Raw genomic sequence first — 20609 nt, 5'->3', positions numbered from 1 at the left:
TGCACACAAACGTGATAAAGAACGCGATTTTCCCTCTGCTAGACTTTATTTAACGCTGTTTTTTTCACCCGGCTCCAGGGCATTTTTTTCCGCATGGCGCAACGCCATGGCTGAAATAAGGTACTTTCCATGATTACGACAGATGGCAACCATGCCGTTGCGTCGGTGGCTTACCGCACCAGCGAAGTCATCGCAATTTATCCTATTACGCCCAGCTCCACCATGGCCGAGCACGCGGACGCCTGGTCCGGTGACGGCCGCCAGAATATTTGGGGGGATACACCACGGGTGGTAGAAATGCAGTCGGAAGGCGGCGCGATCGCCACCGTGCACGGCGCCCTGCAGACCGGCGCGCTGTCGACATCGTTTACCTCCTCGCAGGGATTATTATTGATGATCCCGACGCTGTATAAACTGGCCGGCGAACTGACGCCGTTTGTGCTGCACGTCGCCGCGCGTACGGTGGCCACCCATGCCCTGTCGATCTTCGGCGACCATTCGGACGTGATGGCGGTACGCCAGACCGGCTGCGCCATGCTGTGCGCCAGCAATGTGCAGGAGGCGCAGGATTTTGCCTTAATCTCGCAGACGGCAACCCTCAACAGCCGTATTCCGTTTATTCATTTCTTCGACGGCTTCCGCACCTCGCACGAGATCAACAAAATCGTGCCGCTCAGCGACGATACCCTGCGGCAGATGATGCCGCAGGCGGCGATCGCCGCCCACCGCGCCCGGGCGCTGTCGCCGGAACGCCCGGTGGTACGCGGCACCTCCGCCAATCCGGATACTTACTTCCAGTCCCGCGAGGCCGCCAACCCGTGGTACGCGCAAACCTATCGCCACGTCAGCGAGGCGATGACGCAGTTCGCCGCGCTGACCGGTCGGCAGTATCAGCCGTTTGAATACTACGGCCACCCCGATGCGCAGCGGGTGGTGATACTGATGGGGTCGGCAATCGGCACCTGTGAAGAAGTGATTGATGCGCTGCTGGCGCGCGGTGAAAAGGTCGGTATGGTGAAGGTGCGTCTGTTCCGCCCGTTCTCGGCGGCCCACCTGCTGGAGACGCTGCCGGCCAGCGTGCGGAAAATCGCCGTGCTGGACCGCACCAAAGAACCGGGTGCGCCGGCCGAACCGCTGTATCTGGACGTGATGAGCTCGCTGGCCGAAGCCTTCAGCCGCGGTGAGCGCGATACCCTGCCGCTGACGATCGGCGGCCGCTACGGCCTGTCATCCAAAGAGTTCGGCCCTGACTGTGCGCTGGCGGTGTTTGCCGAACTGGAACAGGAACGGCCACGCCCGCGTTTCACCGTCGGCATCTTTGATGACGTCAGCGGGCTGTCGCTGCCGCTGCATGATAATCCGCTCCCCTCTCACGCCACGCTGGAGGCGCTGTTTTACGGCCTCGGCAGTGACGGCTCCGTCTCAGCGACCAAGAACAATATCAAAATCATCGGCAACGGAACGCCGCTGTTTGCCCAGGGCTACTTTGTCTACGATTCGAAAAAGGCCGGCGGCCTGACGGTGTCGCACCTGCGCGTCAGCGAACGGCCGATCAATTCCGCCTATCTGGTCAGCCGCGCCGATTTTATCGGCTGCCACCAGGCGCAGTTTATCGATAAATACCAGATGGTCGAACGTCTGAAAGACGGCGGGATTTTTCTGCTCAATACCCCTTACGGCGCTGACGAAGTGTGGGACCGGCTGCCGCAGGAAGTGCAGGCGCTGCTTCAGCAACGCCAGGCGCGCTTCTATATTATCAACGCGGCCAAACTGGCGCGCGAATGCCAGCTTGGCGCGCGCATCAACACCGTGATGCAGATGGCATTTTTCCATCTGACGCAGGTTCTGCCGGATGACGTCGCTCTGCAACAGCTGCAGGACGCCATTGCCCGCAGCTACAGCAGCAAAGGTCAGGAGATCGTCGAGCGCAACTGGCAGGCGCTGGGGGCAACGCGCCAGGCGCTGACCGCCATTCCGCTGCGCTCCGTCAACCCCGCCAGCCCGCAACGCCCGCCGGTGGTGGCCGACGCCGCGCCGGACTTCGTCAAAACCGTCACGGCGGCGATGCTGGCCGGGCTGGGAGATGCACTGCCGGTATCCGCCTTCCCGCCGGACGGCACCTGGCCGGTGGGCACCACGCAGTGGGAAAAACGCAATATCGCCGAAGAGGTGCCGATCTGGCGGCCGGATCTCTGTACCCAGTGCAACCACTGCGTCGCCGCCTGCCCGCACTCGGCCATTCGCGCCAAAGTCGTGCCGCCGGCGGCCATGGAGCACGCGCCGGCCAGCCTGCAGTCGCTGGATGTCAAAGCGCGCGATATGCGCGGGCAGAAATACGTGCTGCAGGTGGCGCCGGAAGACTGCACCGGCTGTAACCTGTGCGTGGAAGTCTGCCCGGCCAAAGATCGCCAGCAGCCGGAGATCAAGGCGATCAATATGGCCTCGCGCCTGGAACATCTGGCGGAAGAGAAAGCCCATTACGACTTCTTCCTGCAGCTGCCGGAAATCGATCCGGCGCAGCTTGAACGCATCGATATCCGCACCTCACAGCTGATTACGCCGCTGTTCGAATACTCCGGCGCCTGTTCCGGCTGCGGCGAAACGCCTTATATCAAGCTGCTGACCCAGCTATACGGCGATCGCTTGCTGATCGCCAACGCCACCGGCTGTTCGTCCATCTACGGCGGCAACCTGCCCACCACGCCGTACACCACCAATGCCGCCGGCCGCGGCCCTGCCTGGGCCAATTCACTGTTCGAGGACAACGCCGAATTTGGACTGGGCTTCCGCCTGACGGTCGATCAGCATCGGCAGCGCGCCTTGCGTCTGCTGGCGTCGCAGGCCGATCGTCTGCCGGCGGAGCTGGTCAACGGGCTGCGGATGGATGACATCGCACCCGCCCTGCGGCTGAAGCAAATCGCCGAGCTGCGCACCCAGCTGGCGCAGTTCGATGACGGTAACGCCCGCCAGCTGGCCGACGATGCCGATCATCTGCTGGATAAATCCATCTGGCTGATCGGCGGCGACGGCTGGGCCTATGATATCGGTTTTGGCGGGCTGGACCACGTGCTGAGCCTGACGGAGAACGTCAACGTGCTGGTGCTGGATACCCAGTGTTACTCCAACACCGGCGGCCAGCAGTCAAAGGCCACGCCGCTTGGCGCGGTGACCAAATTCGGCGAACACGGTAAACGCAAGGCGCGTAAGGACCTCGGCGTCAGCATGATGATGTACGGCCACGTGTATGTGGCACAGATTTCGTTAGGTGCGCAGCTGAATCAGACGGTAAAAGCGATTCAGGAGGCGGAAGCCTACCCCGGCCCGTCGCTGATTATCGCCTACAGCCCGTGTGAAGAGCACGGCTACGATCTGGCGCTGAGTCACGACCAGATGAAACAGCTGACCGCCAGCGGTTTCTGGCCGCTGTACCGCTTCGATCCGCGCCGCACGCAGGAAGGCAAAGCGGCGCTGGCGCTGGATTCACGGCCGCCGAACAGCGACCTTGCCGCCACCTTGCTGAAGGAGCAGCGTTTCCGCCGCCTGAACAGCCTGCAGCCTGAGGTCGCCAGCGCGTTGTATCAGGAGGCCGCGCAGGAGCTGCAGCAGAAATACGACCTCCTCAGTCTGCTGGCCGGCAAGGCGGAGAAATCGGCCAACGAGTAAATCCTACCGGGCGCGCTGAATGCGCGCCCGTCATTTGGGGTAGTAACATCAATTCTCAACGCTTGCGTAAAACAACATAGACGTCCCAGGCTATTTTACTGCCTTTTTCCCCTTTTAGTTCGACACGTTCCTTTATTCCCTTAACACATCCAATAAAAAAATAAGAAAAAGTCCTGTTTTTCATAAAAACATGCGGGGATGTTTTAAAAAAAATCCATTCGTTTATGTTTGCTTCGGTGTAAAAATAGCGTTTATTGATATGAACCAAGGATAGAAAATATGGCACTATATGGAAAATTTATAATTAACGATGCGGACTATTCTCCGTTAACGATTTATGGCATCCTCTGGAAAAGGCGCGTACAGGAATGTTCCAGGATGCGGCATGGTTCCCAATGCAGGCCCGATCCCCGCTGGCAAATACTGGATAGTTGACAGGCCGTCAGGTGGTAGCATGTGGCACGTTAAAACATTCGCCTATGATGCATGGAACAGATTTGCACGGAATATACCAACGCCCAGCAGGGACTGGTTTGGGCTATATCGAGACGATGGAGCGATAGACGACTATACATGGATAAATGGAGTAAGGCGCGGGAATTTCAGATTGCACCCCGGTGCACTTTCCCTCGGCTGTATTACACTAAAACACCATTCCGGTTTTGCCGTAATACGCAATGCGCTACTAAGAACGAGAGGAGCAAAATTAAAAAGGAAACATTAAATCATACGGGGTTATAGACGTGATAAGCAATGGCGAATGTGGGGTTAGTCATGGTGACGTGGTTTAAGATATTAGCAAAGACAGCGTTATTCATCGCGCTACTGATAACTTTGGGCTTGGTGCTACCTTACGAATACATTTATGAATGGCTAATTATAAATATGACGGAAGGCACGGCCGCTCGAATATCTGATTTTTTTGGCGGATACCCGGAACCGCTTTATTACACTTACACGTTAATATGCTTCCCGATAAATTTAATGCTATCCATTATTGCATACAAGATAATTATAATAGCATTTAATCGGATGGATAAAGGCCGGTAGTTCCGGCCTTTTTTTATCAGTACACCTTCCAGGCAGAGGACGCCAGCGGATCGTTACCCTACTCGCGCCAGCAATAGAGGCACCGGCCTGCACCGTAAAGTGGTGATTATTTTTCACCATCGCGAATATGGACGTAGCGAAAAACAGCGTCTGCGGTTTGTATTCATGCCACGAATGGCAAAAGGAAAGCAGGCACCTCACTATGCGCTATTCTCGATCGGGGCGCGATGGGATGCCGCAGTAAAACGTGCTGGCATTCGTCGCCGTAATCCGTACCATACTCGCCAAACTGCACCTATGCCGTGAGCCGTGTTGATCGCGCTGCGGTCAGGATGCCACTGCATGTAGCACCGTGGGCGCGGATGGATTTTTCCTATCCGCCCGTTGAATGGTAAACTGGCCGCTAACGGCGCCATGTCCATAGTGCACCCCAATGAGAACGAGCACGATTTAAATGTCAGAAAAACAAACAGTGAGCCAGAAAGAACAGTACAACCTCAATAAGCTGCAAAAGCGCCTGCGCCGCAACGTAGGCGAGGCCATCGCCGATTTCAATATGATTGAGGAAGGCGACCGCATCATGGTGTGTCTGTCCGGCGGCAAAGACAGCTACACCATGTTGGAAATTCTGCGCAACCTGCAGCAGAGCGCGCCGGTTAACTTCTCGCTGATAGCGGTCAACCTGGACCAAAAGCAGCCGGGCTTCCCGGAACACATCCTGCCAGCCTATCTGGACGGACTGGGAGTGGACTATCAGATCGTAGAAGAAAATACCTACGGCATCGTTAAAGAGAAAATTCCAGAAGGCAAAACCACCTGCTCACTGTGCTCGCGCCTGCGCCGCGGCATTCTCTACCGCACCGCCAGCGAACTGGGTGCCACCAAAATCGCGCTGGGCCACCACCGCGACGATATTCTGCAGACGCTGTTCCTCAATATGTTCTACGGCGGCAAGATGAAAGGCATGCCGCCCAAGCTGATGAGCGACGACGGCAAACACGTGGTGATCCGTCCGCTGGCCTACTGCCGTGAGAAAGATATCGAGCGCTTTGCCCAGGCGAAAGCCTTCCCGATCATTCCCTGCAACCTGTGCGGTTCACAGCCGAACCTGCAGCGCCAGGTGATCGGCGATATGCTGCGCGACTGGGATAAACGCTACCCCGGCCGTATTGAAACCATGTTCAGCGCAATGCAAAACGTGGTGCCTTCGCACCTGTGTGATACCGAACTGTTTGACTTCAAAGGCATTCAGCACGGCGACGAAGTGGTAAACGGCGGCGATCTGGCGTTCGATCGCGAAGAGCTGCCGCTGCAGCCGGCCGGCTGGCAAGCCGCAGAGGCTGACGAGATCGTCGCCGCACCTGAACGGCTGAACGTATTGGAAATCAAGTAAGTCTACACGCCATCCACCCTGCGGCGGATGGCGTTTTCCCCCGCCGAGCTTTACGATCCCGCTCACATTTGACGCTAAAAAACCGCCTGTCGTCATCGGCTTTGCTCTATACTGTTTTTTCATACAGTAATATGGAGTTTACTTACCGATGAATATCACCCCTTGTCTGTCCCACGTCTCCATCGGAACCAACCATTTCGACCAGGCGGCGGATTTTTACGATCGGGTACTGTCCGCCTTGGGCTGTCGCCGCGTGCTGGAGCACCATGGCGCCATCGGTTATGGCCGCGACTACCCCGAATTCTGGCTGCAAACCCCGCTCGACGGCAAACTCGCCAGCATCGGCAACGGCGTCCATATCGGTTTTTTCGCCACCAGCAAACAGCAGGTTGATGAATTCTATCGTCAGGCACTGCAGGCCGGCGCAACGGATGAGGGCGCTCCAGGCTCCAGGCCTCACTACGGCGAGCAATATTACGGCTGTTTTGTCCGCGATCTGGACGGGCATAAAATTGAAGCCAGCTTCTGGGATGAAGCGGCGGCCTAGTTCGGTATCGTGGTCAACAGCAGCCTGACCGCGCGGAAAAAAGACGAAAAAAATGCCGGTGATAACACCGGCATCGTGTGAATCAAATTTGCTATGCAGTAATTCTAAAAATAAGAAAGTAAGACAATTATGGAGCGCAACGCCCATCGCTTGACGTTGCATTCACCTGCGGGAAGAATAATGCCGCATTCTCCGACGGCAAATGTTGATTTCGCGCAACTTTAATCAGGTTTTGCCGTATTTTCTTCTCCGATGACTACAGCCAGCGGCGACGTTTCAGCCACCAGGCTACGCCCGCTCCCAACGCCACCAAAAGCAGGCAAAACAGCGCAAAGCCGAAGGGTTTGTCACCGCCGGGAATACCGCCCAGGTTGACGCCGAACAGCCCCGTCAGGAAGGTGGCTGGCAGAAACACCATCGCCAGCAGCGACATCGTGTAGGTACGCCGGTTCATGGCATCCGCCATCACGGTGGTGATTTCATCGGCGAGTATCGCCGTACGCGCGATGCTGCCGTCCAGATCGTCCAGACCGCGCCCCAGTCGGTCGGCAATATCCTGCATACGCCGGCGGTCGTCATCGCTCATCCAGCTCAGGCGGTCGCTGGCCAGGCGAGAAAAGACATCCCGCTGCGGCGCCATATAGCGGCGCAACACAATCAGCTGCTTGCGAATCAGCGCCAACTGGCCGCGTTCGGGGACCTGCTGATCCAGCAGCGCATCTTCCAGATCGATAATTTTATCGTGCAACTCCTCGATAAACTCGCTGGCATGGTCGGTCAGCGCATCGCTGATTTCCACCAGCCAGTTGCCACAGTCGGTCGGCCCCACGCCGTTTTGCAGTTCGTTGACCACCTCATCAATGGAATACACTTTACGGTGACGCGTGGAGACAATCATCTTATCGGTGATAAACACGCGAAAAGTCACCAGCTGGTCAGGACGGGAATTAACATTAAAGTTGATGCCGCGCAGCGTAATCATCGTGCCGTCCCCCTGCCGCGTCACCCGCGGCCGGGAGCTGTCGCCGGCCAGCGCATCGCGTACAGAATCCGGCAGCAGCGGCGTTTCGCTCAGCCATTGCAAACTTGCCGGATGAGCATAATCCAGATGCAGCCAGCAAGGCTGCTGACTGGTGATGCTATCCTGCGGGCCAATCGGCGTTACGCCGCCCTTGCCATCCAGCCGAAACGCATACACCGCATCGGCAATTTGTAGCTGGCTGCCGTCAATGACGTCCATTTGCCACCCTCTTATTTTTATTCATTAGCGCAAAGTTTAGTCTTTATGCTTTTTAAATCAAAGAAGAAGCCGGTAAGCAGCGGTGTCAAAAGCGGGCAAAAAAGCCGCACCTCAGCGGGTAATTATTGCCCTTTATGATTCATTAACATTTCCACATCTTTTTTAATTCCAAACAACAATAAAAAATAAACAAAAGTAGGTTTACCTCAATTTTCATCGGCATATACTTGCGTCTACCTACGAGGAGGTAGTGTAGTTATGTTAAGAGACCATTTGAAAATAGATGAAAGCCATACGCTGGAGAAGGTTAATCACATCCAGCTGCGTCACCAAGGTCAGGAAGAGATTAGCGAATTTATCGTTAAGGACGCCGGCGGAAACCCCATCGGCAAGGTTTCCGTGTATGACCACCTGAGTACCCGCCGTTCCTACCCAACCTCCTACCGTGTGACTCAGACCGACATGGCTGGCCGCGTTGTCGTTGATACCCTGAGAGAAGTTCTTTAACGCCGTCAGCTGAGGACCGTGTGAGAACAAAAAAACCCGCTATTTCAGCGGGTTTTCTGTTTCCGCCATGCAACAATCGTTCGCTGAACTCAGCACTCCCTGACTCCATGCGTAAAAAGCGCGCACTGCGGGAGGAAGGTATCTGTTCTGCGGATACACCAGGGATAAGGGTAAATCAAAAGCGTCGTCGTGCAGGCACGCAATAAGCGCTCCGCTACGCAAATAGGGAGTCGCCAGATAGCTGGCCACGCGAATTAACCCCAGCCCCTGTACGCCGGCCTGTATGTAGGCATCCGTATCGTCTACCACCAGCGTTTCCGGCATACGGATCGCCCGCACGGCGGTATCATGCGCAAAAAACCACTCTGTCGTGCGCCCGGTCCGGTGGTTAAGGTATCCCACCGCGCGATGGCCGTTCAGATCGTCCAGACACTTCGGCTCGCCATAGGTATCAAGGTATTGTGGTGCTGCCAGCACCACCCATTTAAAATTCGCCAGCGGACGGGCCACCAGCGTGGTGGAGTCCTCAATTCTGCCCGCCCGGATCGCACAGTCGTAGCCCTCCCGTATGAGGTCCTCCACATGATCGCTTGAGCAAAGCATTAGCTCCAGATCGGGATAATGCTGCAAGAACGTCTGAATTTTGGGGATGATGCAGTGCCGGGCCAGGGATTGCGGCATACCGACTTTAAAGCGCCCTTTGGGTTGGCCAGATTTACCGGGGAATGAGGACTCCATGGCGGCAATATCAGCAAGCAGCCTTTTACATTCCGTGTAGTATCCCTCTCCGTCGGACGTCACGCTGAGCTTGCGTGTGGTTCGCTGTAACAACTGCAGCCCAAGGTAAGCTTCCAGTTCCTTAATCACCCGGGATACCGTTGAGCGCGGCATCCCCAGCACTTCCGCCGCCTTGGCAAAACTCTGTGTCTCAACGACATGCGCATATACCCGCATTGATTCCAGTCTATCCACCTTCTCCCCCTAGCTGCGCACCCTGATTATCCCATATTAACGAACAGTCTAACCTACACCCGCTGACTTATCGAATGTAGCTCTCCACCGTAAACTTGCCCCACATTCCATCAACACCAGCAGTGAGGTGCAAAATGCAACAACATGACGTGAACGCAGATAAACGAGTATTGGTGCTGGGAGCGGGACAACTGGGAGATGCGGTACTGGATGCGCTGCTGCCGGCGGTCACACAGCGCAACGGGGCTGTTTCCGTCATTGTTTCGCCCGCATCCCGCGATAAACACGGTAAACTGCAGTCGGCAACGCATCAAAAACATGCTGATGCCGGCGCAACCTTTATCGGCGTAGACCTGGCCGCCTGTTCGGCTGAACAGTTAAGCAGGATATTTAAGCCGTTTGATACCGTTATTAACTGTATGGGGTTCGTTGCCGGGGCCGGTACGCAGCTCAAGATCACGCGCGCGGTGTTACATGCCGGGGTGCGGCGATACTTCCCCTGGCAATTCGGCGTTAATTACGATGTGGTCGGTAAAGGAAGCGGCCAGCCCGTCTGGGATGAACAGTATGATGTCCGGACGCTATTACGGGCGCAGAGCACCACGGAGTGGGTGATTATTTCAACCGGCATATTCACCAGCTTCCTCTTCGAACCGGCATTCGACGTCGTCAATTTATCGGCCAACACCATCAACGCGCTGGGAGGATGGGACACTCAGGTCACCGTCACCTCGCCGGCCGATATCGGCCGACTGACCAGCGCCATCTATTTACATCAGCCGCGGATCGTCAACGACGTCATCTTTGTCGCGGGGGAAACAACATCATACCGGCAACTGGCCTCAACGATTGAACACGTTACGCAACGGAGCTTTACCAAAAACGTGCTCACCCTGCCGGCGCTGCTGGAGGCCCTGCGTTTACGCCCGAATGACCAGATGCTACGCTATCGCGCCGCGTTTGCCCGGGGTGACGGCATGTGGTGGCCAATGCGCGACACCTACAATGCGCAAAATGCGATTCAGACCCAGGATATTGCCTCCTGGCTTATGGCATCTATTTAGCCTCCGACAAGAAACGGCCGGCGCGTAACCTCGCACCGGCCGCTTTGTTGAGGAAACAACACCCGTCAATGCTTGACGATATACATCGTCTGGCTATAGGCCACGTCTTCCGGGTTGGTAATCGGATAACCTTTTACCCAGGGTTTGATCAGGCGGCCATTGGTGTACTGATAAATCGGCGCGATCGGCGCCTGATCGGCCAGGATCTGCTCCGCCTTGTTGTAGTCGGCGTTCAGCGCCGCCGGGCTGGTGCGCCGGCTGGCTTCCGCCAGCACGCGGTCATAGTCTGCGTTGCGGAACTTGGCGATATTGCCGGCATGCGAAGAACCCAGCAGCGACAGGAAGGTGGACGCCTCATTGTAATCCCCCACCCAGGAGGCGCGGATCACGTCGAAGTTGCCGGTATTACGGCTGTCGATATAGGTTTTCCACTCCTGATTCTGCAGCTTAACATTCACCCCCAGCTTTTTCTTCCACATCGAGGCCACGGCAATGGCGATCTTCTGATGGCTTTCCGAGGTGTTATACAGCAGCGTCAATTTCAGCGGGTTATCCGGGCCATAGCCGGCAGACTGGATCAGCGCCTTGGCCTGCGCATCCAGCTCCGCCTGCGACTGCTGCTGCAGCAGGCTATCTTTGGCTTTGAAGCCGGCGGTCACGTCTGGCGTAAAGTGGTATGCCGGCTTTTCACCGGTGCCCAGCACTTTTTCAGCGATAATCTTGCGGTCGATGGCGTAAGACAGCGCCTTACGCACCCGCACATCGTTGGTTGGTGCGCGCTGGGTGTTAAACGCATAGTAATAGGTGCCCAGCTGATCGGGGGTATAGACCTGATCCGGAATATCCTTCAGCAGTTTGCGGTACATATTTTTCGGGAAGGATTCGGTGATATCGATATCCCCCGCCAGATAGCGTTTGGTGGCGTTGGATTCCTGATTGATCGGCACAAACGTCACCTTGGTCAGCACGGTGTGTTTATGATCCCAATAGTGTTCATTCGGCACCAGCACCAGCTTCTCATTCACCACCCGCTGCTGCAGTTTAAAGGCGCCGTTGCCGACCAGGTTGCCGACCTTGGTCCAGTCGCTGCCGTATTTCTCCACCACCGCTTTCGGCGCCGGGAACAGGCTGAAGTTGGCGGTCAGGCTGACAAAGTACGGCACCGGCTTATTCAGCTGTACCTTCAGGGTATGGGCGTCCACCGCCGTCACCCCCAGCTTTTCGGCAGGCAGCTTACCGGCGATGATCGCCTCGGCGTTCTGGATCCCCGCCAGCTGGGCAAACCAGGCAAAAGGCGACAGGCTTTTCGGGTCCACCAGCCGCTGCCAGCTGTAGACGAAATCGTTCGCCGTGACAGGGTCACCGTTTGACCAGCGTGCGTCTTTGCGCAGGGTAAAGAGGAAGGTCTGGTTATCCGACGTCTGCCAACGGCTGGCGACGCCGGGGATAATATTGCCCTGCGCATCCTGATTCACCAACCCTTCAAACAGATCGCGCGCTACCTGCGCCTCCGGCAGGCCAACCGCTTTAATCGGATCGAGCGACGCGGGCTCATCTTTAATATGGCGCACGATTTCCTGCTTATCGGCCAGGGCCGTACCGGCCGGCACCTGCGCCGCACTGACACCAAAGCTCAGGCAGACGGCCGCTGCACAGCCTGCCAAACGGAAACCCCGTTGAATTTTTTTTCTCGCCATCGTTATTATCCCGCGTTAACCATCTGAATTTTTTATCATATACCCAAAAGCGCCGCGGCGCATCATGGCGGCGGCGGCCCTGCGGGAAAAACAACGCCGGCGGTGTGAAAATGCGATAACGGCCGCGCTTTGCACCGCCGGACGCTGGCCGGCGGCACGGCCTGAAGGCTTAATCGTAGAGATGAACGGTGCGGATGCGGTAGGTAAACTCTTCACCCTCTTCTTCATCAAAGATGGTGAACTGAGCGTTCTCTTCCAGCGGTTTTAGCTGAATATCGGTGGTTTGCAGCTGGCGGTCGTTAACGTCGTCATAACCGTAATCGAGGTAGAAACTGTTTTTCTGGTAGTCCACATGCAGGGTAAACGGGTAGTTGGATTCATCTCCGCGCCCATCATCATTTTTCACCACGCCGAACCACTCCCCCTGGCGGATTTGATTCTCATCATCCACGCCGCACAACAGCGTGAGCGTGTCCTGCTCGTGTTCCGTATAACTGGCGACTATTCTGGCGACTGGCATGTTAAATCTCCTTGCTGATTATCGGCTTGGCTGTCTGCTTAGTATAACAAGCGGCAGCCGTATCGGCAGCGAACATTACGCCACGCCGCCGCTGATCGCTCAGATAAGACGCAGAGCAACAATGTTGTGGGAAAGTCACACAAAAGCGTAATACACTGAATAAAATAACAATGCATTTTCACCCACTGGCGATACAGGGCGACACCATGACTCAACAACGACCGCGTAGCGAACGCGGCCAGCTGGCCGTGGCTGGAGAAAGTTACGGAAAATCGTTATTAGGCGCACCGCTGCTTTATTTCCCCGCCGTAGCACGTGGCCCGGACGCCGGGCTGATCATCGCCGGCACGCACGGTGATGAAAATGCCGCCGTCGTCACCCTGTCCTGCGCATTGCGCAGCCTGTCTCCCGCCGCGCGGCGCCACCATGTGGTGCTGGCGGTCAACCCGGACGGCTGCCAGTTAGGATTGCGCGCCAACGCCAACGGTGTGGATTTGAACCGCAACTTCCCCTCGGCCAACTGGCGTTCCGGCGATACGGTCTACCGCTGGAACAGCGCCGCGCCAACGCGGGAGGTCAAGCTGTCAACCGGCGGCCGGCCGGGTTCCGAACCGGAAACGCAGGCGCTCTGCCATCTGATCCACCGGCTGAAGCCGGCCTGGGTGGTCTCTTTTCATGAACCGCTGGCGTGTATTGAAGATCCGGCCAGCTCGCACCTTGGCGTCTGGCTGTCGCACAAATTCGCCCTGCCGCTGGTCAGCAGCGTCGGCTATGAAACGCCGGGTTCGTTCGGCAGCTGGTGCGCCGATCTGTCGCTGCCGTGCATCACCGCCGAACTGCCGGCCATCTCCGCCGATGCCGCCAGCGAACAGTATCTGGATGCGATGATTGAGCTGCTGACCTACCCGCAGTAATCCCGCGCTTATACGTCGCCCAGCCGGATGACGCCGCAGGCAAAATCCAGCCCCGGCTCAACATCCTGCGCCAGCCAGGTCGGCCCGTCCAGATCGATAAAACGGGCCGCCGGCGCCAGCGGCAGCGCCGCCGTCACCGCCCGCGAGGTGCACAGCATGCAGCCGAGCATCAGCGTAAAGCCTTGGCTGACGGCCTGCTCGGCCAGCGCCAGCGCTTCGGTCAGGCCGCCGGTTTTATCCAGTTTAATATTGACCATCTGATAACGGCCGGCAAGCCGGGCCAAATCGGCGCGGGTATGGCAGCTTTCATCGGCGCAGATCGGCAGCGGATGGATAAAGTTCGCCAATGCCTCATCGTTATCGGCCGGCAGCGGCTGCTCCAGCATCGCCACCTGTAAATCCGCCAGCAGCTGGCAGCGCGCCGCCAAACCTTCAGCCTGCCAGGATTCGTTGGCGTCGACGATCAGCGTCGCCTCCGGCACCGCGCCGCGGATCGCCACCAGCCGCTCGCTGATGAGCCGGTCGTCCAGCTTGATTTTCAGCAGCGTCGCCCCACGGCGGTTAAGCTCCAACGCGGCCCGGGCCATCGCCTCCGGCGTATCGATGCCGACGGTTTGCGCCGTCGTGACCTGCGGCGGCGGGTTCACCCCCGCGCGCTGCCACAGCGTTTGCGCCTGTTGGCGACACGCCAGATCCCATAAGGCGCAGTCCAGCGCATTGCGCGCCGCGCCGGCCGGCATCAGCTGCTGCAGCGCGTCGCGCGACAGGCCGCGTTCAATGGCCGGCCTGACCGCCTCCAACTGAGCCAGCACCGAGTCTTCGCTTTCGCCATAGCGCGGGTACGGCGTGCATTCCCCCACGCCACAGACGCCCTGCTGTTCGATTTCCACCACTACCACGTTGGCCACGCTGCGGCTGCCGCGTGAAATCACAAACGCGGCGCGCAGCGGCCAGGCCTGTGGGTAAAAACGCATGCTTCTCATCACCGCTCCTGGTTGAATAGTACGCGTAATATCAGCGCTGTACGCAAGGGTATGCCAATATATACAACTGTTTAGCCAATTTTGTATACCCAAGCGGCATGCATTGACATAGACTGACGGCAAGGTGTGAACCTAATGTTAAAATGGGCGTGAGCCGCTCGCCGATTAGGTGCACATCTTTTGTATAAACACCTGTCAAAGGAATCAAGTCATGACTCAGACCGTAAAGTTCCAGAGTAACCCCGTAGCCGTTGCCGGCCAACTGCCGAAAGCCGGCGAACAGGGCAAACCGTTCTCCCTGGTGGCGAAAGATCTGTCAGACGTTGCGCTGGGCAGCTTTGCCGGCAAACGTAAGGTGCTGAATATTTTCCCAAGCATCGACACCGGCGTCTGCGCCACTTCGGTGCGTAAATTCAACCAGTTGGCCAGCGGCCTGGATAACACCGTGGTGCTGTGCATCTCCGCCGACCTGCCGTTCGCCCAGTCCCGTTTCTGCGGTGCGGAAGGCCTGAGCAATGTAGTAACCCTGTCCACCCTGCGCGGCGCCGAGTTCAAACAGACTTACGGCGTAGAAATTGCCGACGGTCCGCTGGCGGGCCTGACCGCCCGTGCCGTGGTGGTGCTGGATGAGCAAGACAACGTGCTGTACAGCGAACTGGTGGACGAAATCACTTCTGAACCGAACTACGACGCAGCCCTGGCGGCGCTGAAGTAATTCGCGCATAAAAAAGCCCGGTCAGTCCGGGCTTTTTCTCGTCATTATTCCTCAGCGTCTTCCGCCGGTTTGCGGCTGCTGAGGCCGTAGTCACGCAGTTTATTGGCAATTGCGGTATGTGAGACCCCCAGGCGCTTCGCCAGTTTGCGCGTGCTGGGATAGGTACGGTACAGCCGGGTCAGCACCGAGCGCTCAAAACGCTTGCTGATCTCATCCAGCGTCCCGTCAATCGCCTCATCCCCCAGCGACATCTCGACCTCAAACTCCGGCAGCACGATATCCTGCGGGCGCAGTTCAAAGCCTTCGGTCTGGGTCAGTGCGCGATAAATCGCATTTTTCAGCTGACGTACGTTCCCCGGCCAGCCGTACTTGCTCAGGAAACTGTTCAGATCGCTCGACAGCTTCGGCCGGGCGACGCCCTGCTCATCGGCAAAGCGCGCGACAAACAGCTCGGTCAGCGGCATGATGTCCTGCGGGCGCTCGCGCAGCGGCGGCACCGTGATGGTCAGCACGTTCAGGCGGTAGTAAAGATCCTCACGGAACTCGCCGCGCTGCACCAGCTCAATCAGGTTTTTCTGCGTGGCGCAGATCACCCGCACGTCCACGTGCACTTCATGATCTTCGCCAACGCGGCGGAAGGTGCCGTCGTTCAGGAAACGCAGCAGTTTGGTCTGCATCCGCGGCGACATTTCGCCAATCTCGTCCAGCAGCACCGAACCGCCGCTGGCCTGTTCGAAGAAGCCCTTTTTCGCCGCACCGGCGCCCGGATAGGCGCCCGCCGCATGGCCGAACAGCTCGCTTTCCGCCACGTCATCCGGCAGCGCCGCACAGTTGAGCGCCAGGAAAGGCTGTTTGCCGCGCGGGCTGCGCAGATGGCAGGCGCGGGCCAGGATATCTTTGCCGGTGCCGGTATCGCCGACAATCAGCAGCGGTGCATCCAGCATCGCCAGCTTGCGCGCCTGTTCCAGCACCTGGCGCATTTTCGGGCTGACCGCCACGATATGATCGAACTCGGTGTCATCGTTCACCGACAGATTCTGCAGCTGCCGCCCCATACGCGCGGTGGATTTCAGCATCACCACGGCGCCGACCACGTCCGGCTGCTGGTTTTCATCTTCCAGGTGGATCGGCGTGATATCCATCAGGAAATCCTGACTGCGTATCACCACCCGCTCAGCGTGCGGTGCGGCGTGTTCATTCTCCAGCCAGCGGCTGAAGCTGTAGCCGCCAATCAGCTGCCCCGCCGTCTGGTTGCGGATTTTATCTTCGTTCAGGCCAAACAGCGCCAGCGCCGCCGGGTTGGCCAGCTCGACCTTACCTTTCATATCAATGGAGAATACCGGCTCCGGCATGGATTCCAGCAGCGCGCGCAGCGCCCGGTGTTCGCGCTCGGAAGGCATGAAACTGACGGTGCGCACGTCGGTGACGCCGGCGATGCGGCGGATTTCCGCCATCAGGGCGCGGAAGGTATCAAAATCAAGCTGGGAAAAATTAAGGTAAATCCGGCCGATAGGATCGATTTCGATACCGCGTAAATCAATGCTGCGTAATACCAAGAGATCCAGCAATTCTCGGGTAAGACCGATCCGGTCTTCGCAAAATACTTCCAAACGCATCAGTATTGGCCTTATCTGCAGGTTTTGCGTACACGGGATGAGTGGCGCTCATCATACTCTCTCACCCCGGACAGAAGAAACGTTCCGTCAGCAAAAGTTGACAGAACGCTGATTTATCATTGTGGTTATTGATTCTAATCGCAAATGAATAACACCATCCGCGTCATTTTAGCTTATTGCCAGATATTTATCATGACTCGGAGATTATTTTTGGATAATTATCACGAAATTACAGCAGGATGTTCTTTCGTCAACGCTGGCTTACGCCACACGGAACAGCGCCGCACCGGACGGTGCGGCGGCGGGATTATCAGGCTTTCTTGTCGCCTTTTTTCATCACGTCCTTCAGTTGGCCGACTAACTGGCCGCGGAAATCGCTCAGCTTGGGCTTATCATCCTCCAGCCACGGCAGCGGCCGACACAGCTCCATCGCCTTAATGCCCAGACGCGCGGTCAACAAGCCGGCGCCGATACCCTGCGCGGCGCGGGCGGACAAACGCGCCGCCAGATCCTGCGACACCCAGTCCATCCCGACCTCGCGCACCAGTTCAGAGGCGCCGGCAAAGGCGATGTTCAGCAGCACCAGCCGGAACAGGCGAATACGGCTGAAATAGCCCAGCTCGATGCCGTACAGCGCGGCGATGCGGTTGATCAGCCGAATATTGCGCCAGGCGATAAACGCCATATCCACCAGCGCCAGCGGGCTGACGGCGATCATCAGCGTCGACTCGGCCGCAGAACGGCTGATCTCGCGCCGCGCCTGATTATCCAGCACCGGCTGCACCAGGCGCGCGTACAGCGCCACCACTTCACGGTCGTTCTGGGTCTCATGCAGCGACGCCTGCCAACGCTGCAGCGCCGGATGCCCCTGATCCAGCCCGGCCTGACGCGCCAGTTTTTCGCAGAACTCGCGCCCTTTGCCCAGCCCGTGGCTGTGCAGCAGTTCCCGCGCTTCGTCACGCTCTTCGGCGCGCTGGCGCAGGCGATACAGGCGACGCCATTCCGCCACCACCGAGCCGACGCCGGCACCGACGATCAGGCCACCGGCAACGCCGCCGCCGAGCGCGATCCAATCCTGCTGCAGCCAGGCCTGATGCACCCACTGCACGCCCTGCGCCACCACGCTGACGCCGAACAGCGTCAGCCCGGCGGTGACCATTTTACGCCACAGGCTGCGCTTCGGCTTCAGCGCCGCATTGACGATGCCTTCAACGCGCCCTTCTTCCTCCTCCTTTTCCAGCTCCGGCGCGGCGGGAAAGAAGTTATCCGCCTGCTGTTCGTCAAAGGCCATACCGGCGCGCAGCGTCGGCTCCTGCGGCGGCTGCAGCGGCTCTTCAAAATCGATACGCGGTTTTATCGGCTCGCTCATCGCACTTTATCTCCCAGCAAAAACTCCATCACCGCGTCCAGACGAATATGCGGCAACGGACTGTCCACGCTCATGGCGCGCGGACGAAATTCATCAAAGTGGAACCCCTGCTGCTGCCAGAACGCCGGCCCCGGCAGGCGTGCCGGCACTTCGCCGGGGAATACCGTCAGCGGTGCGCCGTCCGACAGACGGTTGCCTTTCAGCGCCGGAATACGCTGCCCCTGATGGTCCACCATGCCGCTCTCGGTCGCCTGCACCGAAGCCAGCCCGACGCAGTCCATGCTGATGCCCTCAAATGCCGCATTCTGCCAGGCTTCCTGCACCAGTTGCTGCAGCAGCGACACCAGATTGGCGTGCTGATCGGCGGTAATATGGTCGGCTTTGGTGGCGGCAAACATCAGTTTGTCGATGGTGGGCGAAAACAGGCGGCGGTACAGCGTACGCTTGCCGTAGTGGAAGCTCTGCATCAGTTGGGTCAGCGCCAGGCGCATGTCGTTAAACGCCTGCGGCCCGCTGTTAAGCGGCTGCAGGCAATCCACCAGCACAATCTGGCGGTCGAAACGCACAAAGTGTTCTTTGTAGAAGTTTTTTACGATCGACTGGCAGTAATAACCGAAGCGGGCGCGCAGCATGCCGATATTGGTGTGCTTGTCGGCCTGCGCCAGTTTTGATTCGCTGCCGGCGTCGACGTTCGGCCAGGGGAAAAACTGCAGCGCCGGCGCGCCGGCCATATCGCCCGGCAGCACAAAGCGTCCCGGCTGGATAAAGTGCAGCCCTTCGGCCTTACAGCGCAGCAGATAATCGGTGTAGGCCTGCGCGATCGCCGCCAGTTTATTTTCATCGGCCGCCGCCAGCGGATCCAGCGCGTTGCACAGCGCCAGCCACGGTTTGGCCCATTCGGCACGATCGCCCTGCAGCAGCCCGGTCATCTGACGCGACCAGGTCAGGTAGTCCTGTTCCAGCATCGGCAGGTCGAGCAGCCATTCGCCCGGATAATCGACGATCTCCAGATACAGCGTCGAGGTTTCTTTAAAGTGGCGCAGCAGGGAGTCATTGGAGCGGTAGCGCAGCGCCAGGCGAATTTCGCTGACGCCGCGGGTGGGGGTCGGCCAGGTCGGCGGCGTGCCGTACAGCTGCGCCAGCCCCTCATCATAGGTAAAACGCTGAATGCCGAGATCGCGCTGCGGGATGCGTTTTACCCCCAGCAGGCGCTCTTCGCGCACCGGCGAAAACAGCGGCAGCCGCGCGCCGCTGTGGACATGCAGCAGTTGATTGACCAGAGCAGTGATAAAGGCGGTTTTCCCGCTGCGGCTCAGGCCGGTCACCGCCAGACGCAGATGGCGGTCCATACCGCGGTTGACCAGCGAGGTTAATTCATTTTTTAATCGTTTCATTCTTCTCCTTGGCATAAATACCCAAAATCACTCAGCGCTGCGGCGGGGCTGCGTCGGCCACCGCCCAAGGCAGCAGCGACTTAGCGGGTATAACGCCCGAATGCCTTATTCAGCCCCTTGCGGAACATCGGCTCCAGCACCATCGCCAGCAGCAGGCGCAGCGGTTTACGGCTGACGGTTCTCAGCAGCCATGAGGTGGCCCCCGCCGGGCCGTAACTGAGTAACGCTATGATGATGACTTTAGACAATCTCTTCAACATTGCACCAGCTCCTCGTTGGAAAGTGGCGGATTGGCCGCCGTTGGCGGCGTGGTTTGCTCTGGTCATAACTGCCCTCCGGCAAAGGTGACGGCGGCGTCCGGCACGGCAACCGTCAATTACAGCTGACGGAAACGGCTCTGTACGCCGAAGGTATCCGAGGTCACGTAGCGTTCAACCTGGCGCAGCTGGCGCTCGCCGCTGCCCAGTTCATACTCCAGCTGATCCAACAGCTGGCGCGGCGTACGCTGATGTTCGCCGTCGAAACGGCTCGCCGGCGCCGCTTCCAGCAGGTAGCCCATGGCGAAATAGGCGACGACGGTAAAGAAAAACAGGCCGAAGATCATCGACAGCACCACCATCACGCGGATCAGGCGCACCGGTACGTCAAAGTAGTGCGCCAGGCCGGCGCAAACGCCCTTCACCATACCCTCTTCAGGCACGCGATACAGTTTTTTACTGCCCAGCAAATTACCCATCAAGACTGCCTCCAGTTCGGATGTTCGGCATCCAGAATCTCTTCCAGCGCCTGAATACGTTCGCGCATGCGTTTGGCGTCTTCAGTCAGCTGCGCCAGCCGCTGCATTTCCTGATGCGTCAGCTGGACCCCGTTCTGTTGCCGATTGCTGTAATGCAGCCAAAGCCAAATCGGGGCGACGAACAGCACAAAAATCGTCAATGGAATGGCTAACAATAACGCACTCATTT

General features: G+C 58.1%; 19 protein-coding genes and 1 pseudogene. 9 read left to right on the top strand and 11 right to left on the bottom strand.

Annotation, left to right across the window (positions count from 1 at the left end; translation table 11 throughout):
- The first annotated feature begins 129 nt into the window (after positions 1 to 129).
- The 5 genes and pseudogenes from nifJ to CLM71_RS11155 all read left to right on the top strand — a co-directional run bounded on the left by nifJ (position 130) and on the right by CLM71_RS11155 (position 6653).
- Entirely contained in the window at positions 130 to 3663 is a 3534-nt protein-coding gene (gene nifJ / locus CLM71_RS11180; RefSeq protein WP_105231062.1) for a pyruvate:ferredoxin (flavodoxin) oxidoreductase, read from the top strand.
- Positions 3664 to 4000: 337 nt separating this feature from the next.
- The gene (locus tag CLM71_RS11175; RefSeq protein ID WP_370446991.1) at positions 4001 to 4387 is read left to right on the top strand and encodes a DUF2778 domain-containing protein; all 387 of its coding nucleotides are present in this window, start codon (positions 4001 to 4003) and stop codon (positions 4385 to 4387) included.
- A 407-nt stretch (positions 4388 to 4794) separates the two neighbouring features.
- Positions 4795 to 5004 (top strand): annotated as a pseudogene (locus tag CLM71_RS24265) (site-specific integrase); the annotation flags it as partial.
- A gap of 163 nt (positions 5005 to 5167) precedes the next feature.
- Positions 5168 to 6106 (top strand): tRNA 2-thiocytidine(32) synthetase TtcA, encoded by a 939-nt coding sequence (gene ttcA / locus CLM71_RS11160; RefSeq protein WP_105231060.1) that lies wholly within the window; start codon positions 5168 to 5170, stop codon positions 6104 to 6106.
- 148 nt (positions 6107 to 6254) lie between these two features.
- Positions 6255 to 6653: a VOC family protein gene (locus tag CLM71_RS11155; protein WP_105231059.1), complete on the top strand. Its 399-nt coding sequence runs from the start codon at positions 6255 to 6257 to the stop codon at positions 6651 to 6653.
- Between the two features lie 256 nt (positions 6654 to 6909).
- Here CLM71_RS11155 and zntB read toward each other — a convergent pair whose 3' ends face one another.
- Positions 6910 to 7893, bottom strand: coding sequence for a zinc transporter ZntB (zntB, locus tag CLM71_RS11150; RefSeq protein ID WP_105231058.1), 984 nt, complete (start codon positions 7891 to 7893; stop codon positions 6910 to 6912).
- A gap of 258 nt (positions 7894 to 8151) precedes the next feature.
- Between zntB and CLM71_RS11145 the strand changes: the two genes are divergently transcribed.
- Positions 8152 to 8400 (top strand): hypothetical protein, encoded by a 249-nt coding sequence (locus tag CLM71_RS11145; protein WP_105231057.1) that lies wholly within the window; start codon positions 8152 to 8154, stop codon positions 8398 to 8400.
- Positions 8401 to 8439: 39 nt separating this feature from the next.
- On the opposite strand, the gene CLM71_RS11140 is transcribed toward CLM71_RS11145, so the two are convergent.
- A complete protein-coding gene (locus tag CLM71_RS11140) occupies positions 8440 to 9372 on the bottom strand; it encodes a LysR family transcriptional regulator (protein WP_105231056.1) in 933 nt (310 codons plus the stop codon).
- 134 nt (positions 9373 to 9506) lie between these two features.
- On the opposite strand from CLM71_RS11140, the gene CLM71_RS11135 reads away from it, so the two are divergent.
- The gene (locus CLM71_RS11135; protein WP_105231055.1) at positions 9507 to 10436 is read left to right on the top strand and encodes an aromatic alcohol reductase; all 930 of its coding nucleotides are present in this window, start codon (positions 9507 to 9509) and stop codon (positions 10434 to 10436) included.
- 65 nt (positions 10437 to 10501) lie between these two features.
- On the opposite strand, the gene CLM71_RS11130 is transcribed toward CLM71_RS11135, so the two are convergent.
- Both CLM71_RS11130 and CLM71_RS11125 read right to left on the bottom strand, forming a co-directional pair.
- Entirely contained in the window at positions 10502 to 12133 is a 1632-nt protein-coding gene (locus tag CLM71_RS11130; RefSeq protein ID WP_197952144.1) for an ABC transporter substrate-binding protein, read from the bottom strand.
- A 169-nt stretch (positions 12134 to 12302) separates the two neighbouring features.
- Positions 12303 to 12653 (bottom strand): hypothetical protein, encoded by a 351-nt coding sequence (locus CLM71_RS11125; RefSeq protein WP_105231054.1) that lies wholly within the window; start codon positions 12651 to 12653, stop codon positions 12303 to 12305.
- A gap of 206 nt (positions 12654 to 12859) precedes the next feature.
- Here CLM71_RS11125 and mpaA point away from each other — a divergent pair, with 206 nt between their 5' ends.
- Positions 12860 to 13567 (top strand): murein tripeptide amidase MpaA, encoded by a 708-nt coding sequence (mpaA, locus tag CLM71_RS11120; RefSeq protein WP_105233322.1) that lies wholly within the window; start codon positions 12860 to 12862, stop codon positions 13565 to 13567.
- 8 nt (positions 13568 to 13575) lie between these two features.
- Here mpaA and ycjG read toward each other — a convergent pair whose 3' ends face one another.
- Complete coding sequence (gene ycjG / locus CLM71_RS11115; RefSeq protein ID WP_105231053.1) at positions 13576 to 14550, bottom strand: L-Ala-D/L-Glu epimerase; 975 nt, start codon at positions 14548 to 14550, stop codon at positions 13576 to 13578.
- 211 nt (positions 14551 to 14761) lie between these two features.
- Here ycjG and tpx point away from each other — a divergent pair, with 211 nt between their 5' ends.
- The gene (gene tpx / locus CLM71_RS11110) at positions 14762 to 15265 is read left to right on the top strand and encodes a thiol peroxidase (RefSeq protein ID WP_105231052.1); all 504 of its coding nucleotides are present in this window, start codon (positions 14762 to 14764) and stop codon (positions 15263 to 15265) included.
- Positions 15266 to 15309: 44 nt separating this feature from the next.
- Here the strand turns inward: tpx and tyrR are convergent, their stop codons facing one another.
- The 6 genes from tyrR to pspB all read right to left on the bottom strand — a co-directional run bounded on the left by tyrR (position 15310) and on the right by pspB (position 20607).
- Positions 15310 to 16881, bottom strand: a complete 1572-nt coding sequence (tyrR, locus tag CLM71_RS11105; protein ID WP_105231051.1) for a transcriptional regulator TyrR — start codon at positions 16879 to 16881, stop codon at positions 15310 to 15312.
- A 310-nt stretch (positions 16882 to 17191) separates the two neighbouring features.
- Positions 17192 to 18250 (bottom strand): YcjF family protein, encoded by a 1059-nt coding sequence (locus CLM71_RS11100; protein ID WP_105231050.1) that lies wholly within the window; start codon positions 18248 to 18250, stop codon positions 17192 to 17194.
- Entirely contained in the window at positions 18247 to 19644 is a 1398-nt protein-coding gene (locus CLM71_RS11095; RefSeq protein ID WP_105231049.1) for a YcjX family protein, read from the bottom strand. Before CLM71_RS11095 ends, CLM71_RS11100 begins: the two co-directional genes overlap by 4 nt.
- A gap of 80 nt (positions 19645 to 19724) precedes the next feature.
- A complete protein-coding gene (pspD, locus tag CLM71_RS11090; RefSeq protein ID WP_105231048.1) occupies positions 19725 to 19970 on the bottom strand; it encodes a phage shock protein PspD in 246 nt (81 codons plus the stop codon).
- A 50-nt stretch (positions 19971 to 20020) separates the two neighbouring features.
- Positions 20021 to 20380: an envelope stress response membrane protein PspC gene (pspC, locus tag CLM71_RS11085; RefSeq protein ID WP_105231047.1), complete on the bottom strand. Its 360-nt coding sequence runs from the start codon at positions 20378 to 20380 to the stop codon at positions 20021 to 20023.
- On the bottom strand, positions 20380 to 20607 hold the full coding sequence (gene pspB, locus CLM71_RS11080) for an envelope stress response membrane protein PspB (RefSeq protein ID WP_105231046.1): 228 nt from the start codon (positions 20605 to 20607) through the stop codon (positions 20380 to 20382). Before pspB ends, pspC begins: the two co-directional genes overlap by 1 nt.
- Between the last annotated feature and the right edge of the window lie 2 nt (positions 20608 to 20609).

Origin of the sequence: Serratia sp. MYb239 (assembly GCF_002966855.1) — a bacterium.
Lineage (GTDB): Bacteria > Pseudomonadota > Gammaproteobacteria > Enterobacterales > Enterobacteriaceae > Serratia_B > Serratia_B rhizosphaerae.
Note: the sequence above shows the minus strand (reverse complement) of the source record. Positions and strands in the feature narration are given on the sequence as shown.

Bases quoted from the DNA above. Each gene is read 5' to 3' on its own strand.
- nifJ (WP_105231062.1), top strand. From the start codon at position 130: ATGATTACGACAGATGGCAACCATGCCGTTGCGTCGGTGGCTTACCGC.
- CLM71_RS11175 (WP_370446991.1), top strand. From the start codon at position 4,001: ATGGCATCCTCTGGAAAAGGCGCGTACAGGAATGTTCCAGGATGCGGC.
- ttcA (WP_105231060.1), top strand. From the start codon at position 5,168: ATGTCAGAAAAACAAACAGTGAGCCAGAAAGAACAGTACAACCTCAAT.
- CLM71_RS11155 (WP_105231059.1), top strand. From the start codon at position 6,255: ATGAATATCACCCCTTGTCTGTCCCACGTCTCCATCGGAACCAACCAT.
- zntB (WP_105231058.1), bottom strand. From the start codon at position 7,893: ATGGACGTCATTGACGGCAGCCAGCTACAAATTGCCGATGCGGTGTAT.
- CLM71_RS11145 (WP_105231057.1), top strand. From the start codon at position 8,152: ATGTTAAGAGACCATTTGAAAATAGATGAAAGCCATACGCTGGAGAAG.
- CLM71_RS11135 (WP_105231055.1), top strand. From the start codon at position 9,507: ATGCAACAACATGACGTGAACGCAGATAAACGAGTATTGGTGCTGGGA.
- CLM71_RS11130 (WP_197952144.1), bottom strand. From the start codon at position 12,133: ATGGCGAGAAAAAAAATTCAACGGGGTTTCCGTTTGGCAGGCTGTGCA.
- CLM71_RS11125 (WP_105231054.1), bottom strand. From the start codon at position 12,653: ATGCCAGTCGCCAGAATAGTCGCCAGTTATACGGAACACGAGCAGGAC.
- mpaA (WP_105233322.1), top strand. From the start codon at position 12,860: ATGACTCAACAACGACCGCGTAGCGAACGCGGCCAGCTGGCCGTGGCT.
- ycjG (WP_105231053.1), bottom strand. From the start codon at position 14,550: ATGAGAAGCATGCGTTTTTACCCACAGGCCTGGCCGCTGCGCGCCGCG.
- tpx (WP_105231052.1), top strand. From the start codon at position 14,762: ATGACTCAGACCGTAAAGTTCCAGAGTAACCCCGTAGCCGTTGCCGGC.
- tyrR (WP_105231051.1), bottom strand. From the start codon at position 16,881: ATGCGTTTGGAAGTATTTTGCGAAGACCGGATCGGTCTTACCCGAGAA.
- CLM71_RS11100 (WP_105231050.1), bottom strand. From the start codon at position 18,250: ATGAGCGAGCCGATAAAACCGCGTATCGATTTTGAAGAGCCGCTGCAG.
- CLM71_RS11095 (WP_105231049.1), bottom strand. From the start codon at position 19,644: ATGAAACGATTAAAAAATGAATTAACCTCGCTGGTCAACCGCGGTATG.
- pspD (WP_105231048.1), bottom strand. From the start codon at position 19,970: ATGACCAGAGCAAACCACGCCGCCAACGGCGGCCAATCCGCCACTTTC.
- pspC (WP_105231047.1), bottom strand. From the start codon at position 20,380: ATGGGTAATTTGCTGGGCAGTAAAAAACTGTATCGCGTGCCTGAAGAG.
- pspB (WP_105231046.1), bottom strand. From the start codon at position 20,607: ATGAGTGCGTTATTGTTAGCCATTCCATTGACGATTTTTGTGCTGTTC.